This is a genomic window from Nonomuraea sp. ATR24 (genome assembly GCF_041950485.1).
Lineage (GTDB): Bacteria > Actinomycetota > Actinomycetes > Streptosporangiales > Streptosporangiaceae > Nonomuraea > Nonomuraea ceibae.
Genome location: NZ_JBGNUU010000026.1, coordinates 51189 through 64343 on the forward strand (window position 1 = coordinate 51189; position 13155 = coordinate 64343).

At 72.9% G+C, this 13155-nt stretch carries 9 protein-coding genes; 8 read left to right on the plus strand and 1 reads right to left on the minus strand.

Annotated features, from left to right (window positions below; all coding sequences use genetic code 11):
• Nucleotides 1-8 precede the first annotated feature (8 nt).
• The 8 genes from ACBI99_RS39785 to ACBI99_RS39820 all read left to right on the plus strand — a co-directional run bounded on the left by ACBI99_RS39785 (nt 9) and on the right by ACBI99_RS39820 (nt 11934).
• Nucleotides 9-977: an aldo/keto reductase gene (locus ACBI99_RS39785; protein ID WP_357590701.1), complete on the plus strand. Its 969-nt coding sequence runs from the start codon at nt 9-11 to the stop codon at nt 975-977.
• A 143-nt stretch (nt 978-1120) separates the two neighbouring features.
• Nucleotides 1121-3685, plus strand: a complete 2565-nt coding sequence (locus ACBI99_RS39790; protein ID WP_375074828.1) for a hypothetical protein — start codon at nt 1121-1123, stop codon at nt 3683-3685.
• Nucleotides 3686-3688: 3 nt separating this feature from the next.
• Nucleotides 3689-4981, plus strand: coding sequence for a hypothetical protein (locus tag ACBI99_RS39795; protein ID WP_375074829.1), 1293 nt, complete (start codon nt 3689-3691; stop codon nt 4979-4981).
• Between the two features lie 61 nt (nt 4982-5042).
• Complete coding sequence (locus ACBI99_RS39800; RefSeq protein ID WP_357590707.1) at nt 5043-5939, plus strand: hypothetical protein; 897 nt, start codon at nt 5043-5045, stop codon at nt 5937-5939.
• 39 nt (nt 5940-5978) lie between these two features.
• Nucleotides 5979-7661, plus strand: coding sequence for a DNA polymerase/3'-5' exonuclease PolX (gene polX, locus ACBI99_RS39805; RefSeq protein ID WP_375074830.1), 1683 nt, complete (start codon nt 5979-5981; stop codon nt 7659-7661).
• Between the two features lie 204 nt (nt 7662-7865).
• A complete protein-coding gene (locus tag ACBI99_RS39810; RefSeq protein ID WP_357590710.1) occupies nt 7866-8912 on the plus strand; it encodes a sulfite oxidase in 1047 nt (348 codons plus the stop codon).
• Nucleotides 8913-9082: 170 nt separating this feature from the next.
• Nucleotides 9083-10948 carry a wax ester/triacylglycerol synthase domain-containing protein gene (locus tag ACBI99_RS39815; RefSeq protein ID WP_375074831.1) on the plus strand — a complete coding sequence of 622 codons (1866 nt, stop codon included), beginning with the start codon at nt 9083-9085 and terminating at the stop codon, nt 10946-10948.
• A 56-nt stretch (nt 10949-11004) separates the two neighbouring features.
• Entirely contained in the window at nt 11005-11934 is a 930-nt protein-coding gene (locus ACBI99_RS39820) for an aldo/keto reductase (protein WP_219507412.1), read from the plus strand.
• A 99-nt stretch (nt 11935-12033) separates the two neighbouring features.
• Here the strand turns inward: ACBI99_RS39820 and ACBI99_RS39825 are convergent, their stop codons facing one another.
• Nucleotides 12034-13101, minus strand: coding sequence for a polyprenyl synthetase family protein (locus tag ACBI99_RS39825; RefSeq protein ID WP_219507413.1), 1068 nt, complete (start codon nt 13099-13101; stop codon nt 12034-12036).
• Nucleotides 13102-13155: the final 54 nt, after the last annotated feature.

Below are 13155 nucleotides of genomic sequence, written 5' to 3' on the forward strand. Positions count from 1 at the left end.
TGGGCCGCATGGAATACATGCGCTTGGGTGACAGCGGCTTGAAGGTCTCGCGGGTCTGTCTCGGCATGATGAGCTACGGCGACCCGGCCAAGCAGGAGTGGGCGCTGACGGAGGAGCAGGCCGAGCCGATCGTGCGACGCGCGGCCGACGCCGGGGTCATGTTCTTCGACACCGCCGACTACTACAGCGCCGGGGCCAGCGAGGTCGTGACCGGCAACCTGCTGCGCCGCGTCTTCGCGCGGCGTGAGGACTACGTGCTCGCCACCAAGGTCTATTTCCCGATGGGACGCGGCGTCAACGACCGGGGGCTGTCGCGCAAGCACATCCACGCCGCCGTCGACGCCTCGCTGACCCGCCTCGGCACCGACCACGTCGACCTCTACCAGATCCACCGCTGGGACGACGAGACGCCGATCGAGGAGACGATGGAGGCCCTGCACGAGGTGGTCAAGGCCGGCAAGGCCCGCTACCTGGGCGCCTCCTCCATGTGGGCGTGGCAGTTCGCCAAGGCGCAGCACGTCGCCGAGCGCAACGGGTGGACGAAGTTCGTCTCGATGCAGAACCACTACAACCTGCTCTACCGGGAGGAGGAGCGGGAGATGCTGCCGCTCTGCGCCGACCAGGGGGTGGGCGTGATCCCGTGGAGCCCGCTGGCGCGCGGCGTGCTGGCGCGCGCCGGGTCGGCCTCGGCGACCTCGCGGGCCGGCTCCGACGAGCGCATCGGCTACCTGTACGAGCCGGACGCCGACCAGGCGATCGTGGACCGGGTCGCCGAGGTGGCGCGCGAGCGCGGGCTGCCGCCGGCGCAGGTCGCGCTCGCCTGGCTGCTGCACCGGCCCGGCGTGACGGCGCCGATCGTGGGCGCCACCAAGGACCGCCACGTCGACGACGCGGTGGCCGCGGTGGACGTCCGGCTGTCGGACAAGGAGCTCACCTTCCTGTCCGAGCCGTATCGCCCCCGCGAGGTGCGTTTCTAGCCGGGAGAGGGCTGGGCACGGGGCCCCGGCTCGTCTATCGTTGGGGCCTCGCGTCACGAACCCCCTCGTAACCGCAAGGGGGTTTCGTCATGCCGTCATCACCCGACAGTTCCGCTCCGATCCTCGAGAACTCCGCGCGTGAGGTGCTCAAAGGCACTCTCGTTCCCGTCCGGGTCGACGTCCCTCAGGACGAGCCGGGCGGCGGGCTGGTCAAGCTGGGCGCGGTCCGGCAGCTCGCGCTGGCGCCCGGCGAGGCGGAGGAGGTCCGCCGCAGGCTCGGCGCCCACGACGCCGTGAACGTGTCGGCGGGCGCGTTCGACCTGCTCGGCGCGTTCGCCCGGCCGCTGGTGCCCTCGCTCAGGCCCGACCCGGAGGCGCTGGCGCGGATTCCCGCCCGGCAGCTGGCGGCGTTCGCCGAGACGCTGGTGGAGCTGCGCGCCGAACGCCTGCGCGAGGCCGAGGAGCGGCGCTCCCCGGACGAGGCCGGGCCGGCCGCGCAGGCGCTCAACACGGCGGTCGTCGCGCTGCGCGGGCTGCGCGCCGCCACCGCCACGCCGCCGATCGGCCTGCTCAACCTCGAACGGATCGAGATGGTGCCGATCGGCATCCAGCGCGGCGAGCTCGTGGCGACCGTGCCGCTGGCGCCCGGCGAGGAGACCGCCGTCACGCAGACGGAGTGGTCGGTGACCTCGCGGGAGTTCACCACGATCGTCACCGACGCGCTGGAGGAGGTCAGCGAGACCGGCGTCACGGACAACACGGACCTGTCGCAGTCGACGTCGTCGCAGAGCCAGCACTCCAACCAGTTCAACATCACCGGCACGGTCCAGGGCGGCATCCCGATCATCTCCGGGTCGAGCACCACCGGGTTCACCTCGCAGGGGTCGCAGTCGGAGTCGGCGACCGAGAGCATCAAGCACGCCCGGTCCACGACGCAGAAGGCGTCGTCGCGGTCGCGGCGCGAGCACAAGGTGACGATCTCGACCACGACCGTCACCGGCACGTCGTCGACCTCGACGCGCGTCCTGAAGAACCCGGGCCGCGAGCCCATCCGGATCGACTACTTCAGCATGATGCGCAAGTGGCGGGTGCGGCTCTACCGCTACGGGCTGCGGCTCACGTACGACATCGCGGTGCCGGAGCCGGGGGCGGCGATGCGGCGGGCGTACGCGGAGCTGGAGACGCTGCGCGCCCAGCAGGGGCCGTTCACGTTCGGCGTGAAGCTCTCCGACGTGACCACCGAGCTCGTGGACGAGCACGGCAACCCGTCGCCCACGGGCAAGCCGAAGTACCAGTGGCTCGCCGACCGGCACGGCGTGACCGTCCGGCCGCATCCGGAGCCGCCCACGCCGCTGACGGCGAGCTCGACGGCCGACACCGGCGGCGGCTGGTTCTTCCTCGGCCTGGAGTTCGACGTGCCCGGCGGCACCCGCGTGCGGGAGATCATCCTGGACGCGCAGATCGGCAAGGACGACTCCGACGACCGGATGAACTTCGACGTGCTCGGCGCCCGGCACGAGCCCGGCTGGAACGGGCAGACCGGCGCGCTGATCATCCGCAACCACCGGATCATGTCGGTCGGCGCGGACCGGCCGTTCATGGCGGGCTTCACCGGACGACACAAGATCACGTTCTTCTTCCACCACGCCGAGCAGGTGTTCGTCGGGCTGACCGTGCACCGGGAGCTCATGCCGGAGACGATCGAGCAGTGGCGGGCCGACGTGTGGAACGCCCTGCACGGCGCCGCCCAGGCCCGCTACTTCGCCCAGCAGCAGGAGGTCGCCGCGCGCATCGCCGCCATCGAGGAGCGGCTGTCCAGCGTCGACACGCTGACGCTGCGCCGCGAGGAGAGCGACGAGATCATGAAGAGCGTGTTGCGGTTCGTCCTCGGCACCGACTTCGACTTCATGCCCGCCGACGTGCTGGCCGCCTTCGTCGCCGCCGGCGTCGACCTCCAGCACGGCATCGGCTTCGACGGGCCCGGCCTCGGGCTGAGCCAGGACCAGTGGACGCTGCTGCGCCAGCACGAGGACCTGATCCGCTTCATCAACCAGGCGATCGAGTGGGAGAACGTGGTGACGTTCCTCTACTCGTACTTCTGGGACGTGCCGCCGAGCTGGGCGTTCATCCGGCAGTTGCGCCATCCCGACCCCAACCGGCAGGCGTTCCTGCGCGCGGGCAGCGCGCGGATCGTGCTCACCGTCCGCAAGGGCTGGGAGGAGCGGTGGATGCGCTTCGCCGAGGGCGGCGGGGTCGGCGCGCCCGTCCCCGGCCCCTACCTGACGATCGCCAGGGAGATCGCCGCGTACGACGACCGCAACTATCCGGGCATCCCGCCGGCGAACCCCGGCAAGGAGGCCGTGCACCTTCAGGACGCCGTCTTCACCACCACGACGGCGGACCTGGCGCCCAGCGCGGCCCCGGTGACGATCAGGGTGGCGAGCAGCGCCGGGTTCGTGGTCGGGCTGCCGGTCGTCATCGACTCCGAGGACGAGCGGCGCGTTCAGGAGGCCCAGGTCGTCACCGCGATCCCCGACAACACGCGCATCACCGTCGCCCGGCTCGACTTCGCGCACCGGGGCTCGCAGGCGCCGGTGCCGATCCTGCAACCGGGTGAGAAGGGCGCGCTCATCGCCGAATGGCACGAGTACACGCCGTCGTCCGGCACCGACATCGCCGTGACGTCCAACCTCTCCACGATCGCCTGACCGATGGCGATGCGGGACGTCAGCCGCCGGGTCCTGGAGCTCCACCCCGGCGAGCCGTTCCGGGCCGGGCCGGGCGGCGCCGCCGAGACGGAGCCGCGCGCCCTGCTCGGCGGGGGCGAGCTGCGCAAGTTCGGCTGGAAGGTGCTCGACGCGAGCATGGCCGACGGCATCACGTACGCGCCGGTCCCGTTCGGCTCGGCCTCGATCAGCGAGGCCAACCGGGCCGTGGTGGCCGGGCGGGCGTTCGCGCTGGAGCGCGACACGGGCACCACCAGGCTGTTCTTCGTGTGGCTGCCGAGCGCGCTGGCCGACCGGCTGGCCAAGGGCACGATGACGGGCCCGCTGAACTTCCACGTCATCTTCCACACGCCGACCTACCTGGACAGCTACGTGAAGAGCCGCCCGTACTGGACCGGCAAGAACCCCTCGGACAGGGTGGCGTACTACGTGCGGCTGGGCGCGCGCTACCTGTCGACGGACTTCCGGGCGGTCGCCCACCACGTCATGGCCGTCACCGCCCGCGACCCGAACCTGGCCTACGTCGTCCCGATCGCCGACCTGAGCGGCAACCTGTCCGACCTGACCACGCCCGGCGGGCTGCTCGGCGCGCTGACCGAGGTGAACGCGGCGCTGGCCGCCCTGCTGTCCGGGCCGGCGCCGTCCGGCAAGGTGGGCGGCGTGATGCTGTCGGCCTACAGCCACAGCGGCGACCGGATCGTGGCGCTGATGCGCCACATCAGCGGGGCGCCGTTCTTCACCGAGCACCTGATGCAGATCAACGCCTTCGACGTCAACCTCGGCGACAACGACCAGCAGCGGCTGCCCGAGCTGGCCCGGATGTGGGAGGGCGTGCGGCAGTGGGCCACGCTCAACCGCCGCGCCCGCGCGTACGTCTACACCGCCTACCGCAGCCACTACGCCCAGTGCCTGGCCTCGCCCGTGCCGCGAGGGGCCGCGTGGACGGACCGGGCGGACGTCAAGCTCGACGACGTGACCTGGTCCGACAGCGCCGCCAAGGCCGCGCCCGGCCAGTCACGGGGGGTCGCGTCGGAGGCGTACGGGCCGGACGGGCGGTTCGGGGTGGTCTGCCTGCCGGTGTCGTTCTTCCGCTTCTACCTGGAGAACCATCACCACGGCAAGACGGAGATCATCGGCAACACGGCGCGCGGCTGGCACGACGGCGAGTACGACATCGGCCGCGCCCACGGTCACGGCCTGTTCCTGCGCGGGCTCATGTCGCACGCCGTCGCCCGCGCCGACCCCGTCTTCTTCGCCCCCGTCCGGCGCGTGCCGTGACCCGCTCCCGGTTGGCCGGAACCTACAAGACCGCAGGTCGCCGGCGTAGCAGGATGGCCGTATGACCTTCGACCGTTCCGTGGCCGCCGCGTTCATGGCCGGCCACGCGAGAGTTCTCGACCGGCGCCGCTTCGACCTGCTGTGGGGCGGCGGGGACCGGGCGGGCGTGCTGGCCGCGCTGGACGCCTACCGCAATCCCGACGGCGGCTACGGGTGGGGCCTGGAGCCGGACCTGCGCTCGCCCGAGAGCCAGCCGGGGGCCGCGCTGCACGCGTTCGAGGTGTTCGCGGAGATCGCGCCCGCGACCTCGCCGCACGCGGCGGCGCTGTGCGACTGGCTGGCCTCGGTGACGCTGCCCGACGGCGGGCTGCCGTTCGCGCTGCCGCTGGCCGTCCCGGCGGCGACCGCGCCGTGGTGGGCGGGCGCTCCCCACGACGTCTCGTCGCTGCAGATCACCGCCGTGTCGGCGGCCGCCGCGTACCGCGTCGCCGCGCACGACCCGGCCGTGGCCGCCCATCCGTGGCTCGCGCGGGCGACCGGCTACTGCCTGGAGGCGATCGAGGAGCTCACCGATCCGCACGCGTACGTGCTGTCGTTCGCGGTGCAGTTCCTGGACGCCGTGCACGAGTCCGTGGCGGAGCTGCGCGGCGAGGCGGCGCGGCTGCTGGAGCGGCTGAGCGGGCACTTCCCCGCCGAGGGCGTGCTGCCGGTGGCGGGCGGCGCCGAAGGGGAGGTGCTCAGGCCGCTCGACGTCGCGCCGTACCCGGACCGGCCGGCCCGCACGCTGTTCGCGCCCGAGGTGATCGCGGCCGACCTGGACCGGCTGGCGGCCGGGCAGCAGGACGACGGCGGGTGGAGCGTCGACTACGCCCGGATCTCCCCGGCGGGGGCGCTGGAGTGGCGCGGCGCCGCCACCGTGCGGGCCGTCGACGTGCTGCGGCGCAACGGGCGCAGCTGACCTCCGGGACTGTCGGTGCGGGCTTCTAAGCTTGGGGCCATGGCACGGGCAAACGAGGAGGCTGCGGCCGCCCTCCAGGAATACGCGGAGCTGTTCGCGCTCACCGGGGGCGACGCGTTCCGGGTGCGCAGTTATCAGAAGGCGGCCAAGGCGATCGCCGGCTACCCCGACGACATCGCGGCCGTCGACGTGCGCGCCGTCCCCGGCGTGGGCGAGGCGATCGCCAAGAAGATGGAGGAGTTCCTGCAGCGCGGGAGCTTCCGGCAGCTCGACGACCTGCGCGGGCGGGTGCCCGACGGGGTGCGGCGGCTGACCCGGGTGCCTTCGCTCGGGCCCAAGACCGCGATCATGCTGTTCGAGGACTTCGGCATCGACTCGCCCGTCGCGCTCGGCGAGGCGATCGCCGCCGGCCGCCTCGACGGGGTCAAGGGCCTCGGCCCCAAGACGCTGGCCAACCTCGCCAAGGGCATCGAGCAGCTGGAGCAGTCGGGCCGCCGCGTCCACATCGGCGTCGCGATGGCGCTGGCCGAGCAGGTCATGGGCTCGCTGGAGGCCGAGCGCATCGGCTACGCGGGCTCGCTGCGCCGGATGAAGGACACGATCGGCGACATCGACATCCTGGCCGTGGCCGACGAGTCCGTCATGACGGCCTTCCGCGCCCAGCCGTACGTGGCCGAGGTCATCGCGGCCGGCGACAAGAAGACGTCCGTGCGCACCACCTCCGGCATGCAGGTCGACCTGCGGGTGGTGCCGGCGGGCTCGTGGGGCGCCGCGATGCAGTACTTCACCGGCTCCAAGGAGCACAACGTGGCCATCCGGGAGATGGCGGTGAAGAAGGGCTGGAAGCTGTCCGAATACGGGCTGTTCGACGGTGAGCGGGTGATCGCCGCCGAGTCGGAGGAGGAGATCTACGCGGCGCTCGGCATGCAGTTCGTGCCGCCGCCGATGCGCGAGGACGGCGGCGAGGTGCAGGCCGCGCTCCGCGGCGAGCTGCCCGCCCTGCTCCAGCTGGCCGACCTGCGCGGTGATCTCCACACGCACACCGACCTGACCGACGGCATCGCCTCGCTGGAGGACATGGTGGCCGCCGGCGCCGCCCGGGGCTACTCCTACTACGCCGTCACCGACCACGCCCCCGACCTGGCCATGCAGCGCATGACCCTCGACAAGGCGCTGGAGCAGCGCGAGCGCGTCGCCGCGTTGCAGCCGCGCCATCCCGGCATGCGCATCCTGCACGGCACCGAGCTCAACATCGCGCCCGACGGGTCGGTCGACTGGCCGGGCGAGGTGCTGCGCACGTTCGACGTGTGCGTGGCGTCGGTCCACTCCCACTTCTCGATGCCGCGCGACGAGATGACCCGGCGCTTCATCACCGCCTGCGAGAACCCGTACGTGGACATCATCGGCCACCCCACCACCCGCAAGATCGGCAAGCGGGAGCCGGTCGACGCCGACTGGGACGCGATCTTCCGCGCGGCGGCGCGCACCGGCACCGCCATGGAGATCGACTCCTACCCCGACCGCTCCGACCTGCCCTCCGACCTGGTGCGGCTGGCCAAGCACCACGGGGTCAAGTTCTCCGTCGACAGCGACTCGCACGCCATCCCGCACCTGGCGCACCAGCGGTTCGGCGTGGGCATCGCGCAGCGCGCCTGGCTCACCGCCGACGACGTGATCAACGCCTGGCCGCTCGACCGGCTGCTCGCCTTCCTCGGCCGCTGACGGGCGGCCCTGGGGCCCGCCTGCCTCACGCCACCGTCCTCCCCCGGGCCGCCCGGGGAGGGGGCGGGATGTTACCGGTTGTCACCGTTGGGCATGGATCGGTGAAGGGGAAATCGATCGGAGGAGGAGGGCGTGGCTTGCGCTGCGGCCGATTACATGGTTAACAGGTAGGAAATGTGGATGGGGAAAGGCGGGAGGTCAGGCATGGCGCATTCGCTGGTGACGATGGTGAAGCCGGTGCCGGCAAGCCTGTTCGTGCTGCGCGACAGCGGCGCGGAGATGCGCTGGGAGGGCATGGCGGGCCAGGGCTACCACACGCCCACCGACCGGTTCTTCGTACGCAACCACACCTACACGCCGATCATCGACGCGGCCACCTGGCGGCTGCGGGTGCACGGCGAAGGGCTGCGGCAGGCGGCCGGCTACTCCTACGACGACCTGCTCGCCATGCCGTCGCGCACGATCGACGCCGCCATCGAGTGCGCGGGCAACGGGCGGCGCTTCTACGAGACGCAGCAGGGCGAGCCCGCGCCGGGGACCCCGTGGGGCCTCGGCGCCGTCGGGGTGGCGCGGTGGCGGGGGGTGCCGCTGCGCGACCTGCTGAAGGCGTCCGGCATCCGGCGCGAGGCCGTGGACGTGCTCGCCCAGGGGCTCGACGCGCCGTTCGAGCACTACGGCCGGGTGCGCCGGCCGCTGCCCGCGGACAAGGCGATGGACGACGTCCTCGTCGCGTACGAGATGAATGGCGAGCCCCTCCCGCACGACCACGGATTTCCGGTGCGCCTGGTGGTGCCGGGATGGGCGGGAATAGCGTCCATCAAGTGGCTGGGCGACATCGAAGTTCTCACCCGGCCGATATTCACGCCGTGGAACACCGAGTTCTACCGCGACGTCGCCGAACTCCCCGTGAAGAGCGCGTTCGAACTCCCCTGGGACGCGACGCTGCCGGCGGGCCTGCCACTCGTGCTCCACGGCAGGTCATGGTCCGGGCACGGCCGCGTCGTCCGGGTGGAGGTCAGCGTCGACGGCGGCGCCACCTGGCGCACCGCCGAACACCACGGCCACCACCTGGTCAGAGCCTGGCTGCCCTGGCACGTGGAGTGGGCGCCGAGCCGGCCCGGACGGCACGTGCTGATGGCCAGGGCGACGGACGAGACCGGCGCGACCCAGCCGATGGAGGCGCCGTGGCATCCGCAGGGCTACGGGTTCGGCGCCGTCGTACGGCATCCGGTGCAGGTGGTCCTCGGTTAGGGAAATGTCACGGAAGCGCGCTGAGCTGGCCAATCAGCGAATGGGCCGCACGGGGCCGCCGAATTCATCTGTAAGACTTTCGCGGAAACGTCCGGGAAATTCTTCTGTGCGATCGTCGGCTTCATCGCTGGGGAACTCGCTGGGGAAGTCGCTGGGGAAAAGGAGAGCAGATGCGCCAGCTGACCGCGCTCGACGCGCAGTTCCTCAACGTCGAGTCCGCGACGACCGCCGCGCACGTGGCGGGGCTGGCGATCGTGGACCCCGCCGGCGGGCGGCTCAACCGGCAGGCGCTCGCCGACCTCCTGCGGCGGCGCCTCCACCTCGCCCCGGCGCTGGGGCTGCGGCTGGCCGAGGTGCCGTTCGGGCTGGACCGGCCCTACTGGGTCACCGATGCGGAGCTCGACCTCGACCGGCACCTGTTCGAGCTGACGCTCCCGGCTCCGGGCGGGGATCGGCAGCTCGCGGAGGCGGTGGCGCGGATCCACGCCCGGCGGCTGGACCGGGCGCGTCCGCTGTGGGAGATGCACCTCATCCACGGACTCGCCGGTGGCCTCGTCGGCGTCTACACCAAGGTCCACCACGCGGCCATCGACGGCGTCTCGGGCGCCGAAACGCTGGCCGCCCTCCTCGACCTGACCCCCGACGGCCCCCTGCCCACCGGCCTCACGACCTCCCCCAGCCGGGGGTCGGCGTCCCCTGTTCGGGAGTCGGCGTCCATGACCCCGGGAGGCCCCGCCGGTCAGGGCCCCGCGCCGACCGGCTCGGACGCGTCCCCGCTGCCGGGGCACCTCGCCACCGGCAACGCACCGGCAGCCCGCGCCGAAGGGGGCGCGGCGGAAGCCCGTGCCGACAGCCGCGCGGCGGAAGCCCGTGCCGACGGGGGCGCGTACGGGATAGGGGCCTGCTCCGAACCCACGGCCGCAGTTGGCGGTGGAGGGCTCGGCCTTTCGGCGGCTGCTGGCGAGGCGGGCGCGGCGTGCTCCGAACCCGAGGCCGCGGTCGGCGGTGAGGGGCTTGGCTCCTCGGCGGCTGCTGGCGAGGCGGGCGCGTACGGCTGGGAGGGGGAGCCCGGGGTGGTGGGGATGCTGGCCGGGGCGGTGGCGCGGGTGGCGGGGCAGCCGGTGCGGGCGGCGGGGGCGCTCGTGCGGGCGGCCGCGGACCTGGACGTGATCCCGCTGGCCGGGGCGCTGCCCGGGGCGCGGCTGGTGGCCAGGGCGGCGCGGGCGCTGGCGGGTGATCGGCGGCCCCGGCCGGAGGTGCCGGAGGGGCCGGGGATGATCGCGCCGCGGACGCCGTTCAACGGCCCGATCAGCGCGGGACGGCGGCTGGCGTTCGGGTCGGTGTCGCTCAAGGACGTGAAAACCGTCGCCCGCGCGCACGGTCTGAGCGTGAACGACGTGGTCATGGCGTTGTGCACGTCGGCGCTGCGGTCGTGGCTGTCGGAGCGGGACGCGCTGCCCGAGGGGCCGCTGGTCGCGGCTGTGCCCGTGGCGGTGCGGGAGCCGGAGGCGCGGGACGCGGTCGGCAACCAGATCTCCGCGCTGATCGCCCCACTGCCCACACATGAGCCCGATGCCCGCGTACGGCTGCGCGAGGTGGGGACGGCGATGGCGGCGGCCAAGCGGCGGTTCGCGGTGGCGCCCGCGCGGTGGCTGGACGAGCTGTGCTCGATGCTGCCCGCGCCGGTTACCGCCCTGGCGACTCCGGCGATCTTCCGGCTGGCGTCGGTGGCGTTCCCGCCGATCAACCTGATCATCAGCAACGTCCCCGGCCCGCAGTTCCCGCTCTACCTGTGCGGGGGGCGGGTGCTGTCGTACTACCCGATGTCGGTGCTGACGGACATGACGGGCGGCGTCAGCATCACGTGCTTCTCCTACGACGGCATGCTCGACTTCGGCGTGGTGGCGTGCCCGGAGCGCATGTCCGATGTGTGGAGCCTGGCCGGGCATCTGCGGGCGGCGCTGGACGAGCTGCTGGAGGGCATGGCGGCCGAGGCCGACGCCTACAGCGACGCCGCCGCCCCGGCCTCCGGCTAGCCCCGCGGCTCGCGCGGCTCCCCGATCTTCGGGCCGGACGTGCCGATAATGACGAGATGAGATCGATCGGCACCACGGACCTGTCCGTGCACCCCATAGCGCTCGGCACCAACGTCTTCGGCTGGACGGCGGACAAGGAGACCTCGTTCGCGATCCTCGACGCCTACACCGAGGCCGGCGGCAACTTCATCGACACCGCCGACGTCTACCCGTACTGGGTCACCGGCGAGTCCACGTCGGAGTCCTTCATCGGCGAGTGGATGGCCACCCGCCGCAACCGTGACACGCTCGTGCTCGCCACCAAGGTCGGCATGCTGGAGGGGCTGAAGGGCCTGGCCCCGCGCACGATCCGCACCGCCGTGGAGAACTCGCTGCGCCGCCTGCGCACCGACCGGATCGACCTCTACTGGGCGCACGTGGACGACACCGACACGCCGCTGGCCGAGTCGCTGGGCGCGTTCGGCGAGCTGGTCACCGAGGGGAAGGTGCGGCACGTCGGCGCCTCCAACTACGCCGCCGACCGGCTCGCCGAGGCGCTGAAGGTGGCGCGGGAGGAGGGCCTGCCGGCGTACGTCGCCCTCCAGCAGCCGTACAACCTGGTGGAGCGCGGCTACGAGGGCGAGCTGCGTGACGTCGTGGAGCGCGAGGGGCTGTCCAGCACGCCGTACTTCGGGCTGGCGCGCGGCTTCCTGACGGGCAAGTACGCGCCGGGCGTCACCGTCGACAGCCCGCGCGCCGCCCAGGCGGCCCGCTACCTGAAGTTCGAGTACGGGCTGCGCACGCTGGAGGCGCTGGCCAAGGTGGCCGCCGAGCGCGGGGTCAAGCCCGCCACGGTCGCGCTGGCGTGGCTGGCCGCCCAGCCGACGATCACCTCGGCGATCACCAGCGGGCGTGACCTCACGCAGCTCGGGCCGCTGCTGGCGGCGGCGGAGCTGACGCTGTCGGACGACGAGCTCGCCCTCCTCGACGAGGCCTCCCGCCCCTGACGGTTCCGCCGCATCCGGGGGGAGGTTCAGCGAGTTCAACGGGGTTCGGCGAGGTCCGACGGGGTTCGGCGGGAGTCAGCCGGTACGGCCTCGCCCGGGTCAGCGGATGCGGTCGACGAGCGTGAGGCAGAGGGCGCGCAGGGCGGTGTCGCCGGGGAGGCAGGCGTCCATGAGCTCCAGGGCCGAGGCGGCGTGCCGGGCGGCCAGGTCGAGGGCCGCCCGCCTGCCTCCGGCGTGCTCGACGAGCCGGGCGGCGTGCCGTACGGCGTCGTCGTCCGGGGCCGCGTGGCCCGGCGCGGGGTCACCCGAGGCGGGGCCGTCCAGGGCGGCGGCGTCGAGGGCGGCGGCCAGCTCGGCGGCCGGCGGGCTGCCCGCGGACAGGACGGCCAGGACGGGGAGCGTCTTCTTGCCGCGCCGCAGGTCGCTGTGGATGGGTTTGCCCGTGACGGCCGGGTCGCCCCAGATGCCGAGCACGTCGTCGTAGATCTGGAAGGCGACGCCGAACGCGCACCCCATGTCCCAGGCGGTTTCGGCGAGCTCGGGCCGGCCGCCGAGCGCGACGCCGGTCGCGGCGGCGGCGGCGAGCAGGCTTCCGGTCTTGCCTGCGGCCATCACCTCGTACTCGGCGACGGTGACGGCGTCGCGGCCGAGCCAGGGGCGGCTCTCGAAGGCCAGGTCGCGCGTCTGCCCCTGGACGAGCTCGACCAGCGCCCTGGACAGGTGGCGCATGGGCTCGCCGGTCCCCGCCAGCCGGGCGACGGCCAGCGCGAGCAGCGCGTCGCCGGTCAGCAGCGCGGGCCCCACGCCGTACGCCTTCCACAGCGCCTGGCGGTGCCTGCGCCGCTCGTCGGCGTCCATGATGTCGTCGTGCACCAGCGAGAACGCGTGCACGAGCTCCACCGCGACCGCGCCCGGCAGCCCGGCCTCCAGCGGTGCGCCGGCGGCCTCGGCCGCGAGCATCGCGATGGCGGGCCGCAGGTGCTTGCCGCCGTCACCATCGGCCGGTCGCCCGTCCACGTCGGACCAGCCGAGCGTGAACGCGGCCATCCTGGCGCCCCACGGATGCAGGCCCGACACGGCCTCCCGCAGCGCGGGCTCCAGCAGCCGGCGGCAGCGGGCGATCGCGTCGCCGGCGGGGCCGGGGGCCGCGGACTGGCCGACGGTCATGACATCTCCTACCCAACGTACGATCTTGAATCTATATGCAGCATCATGTGATAC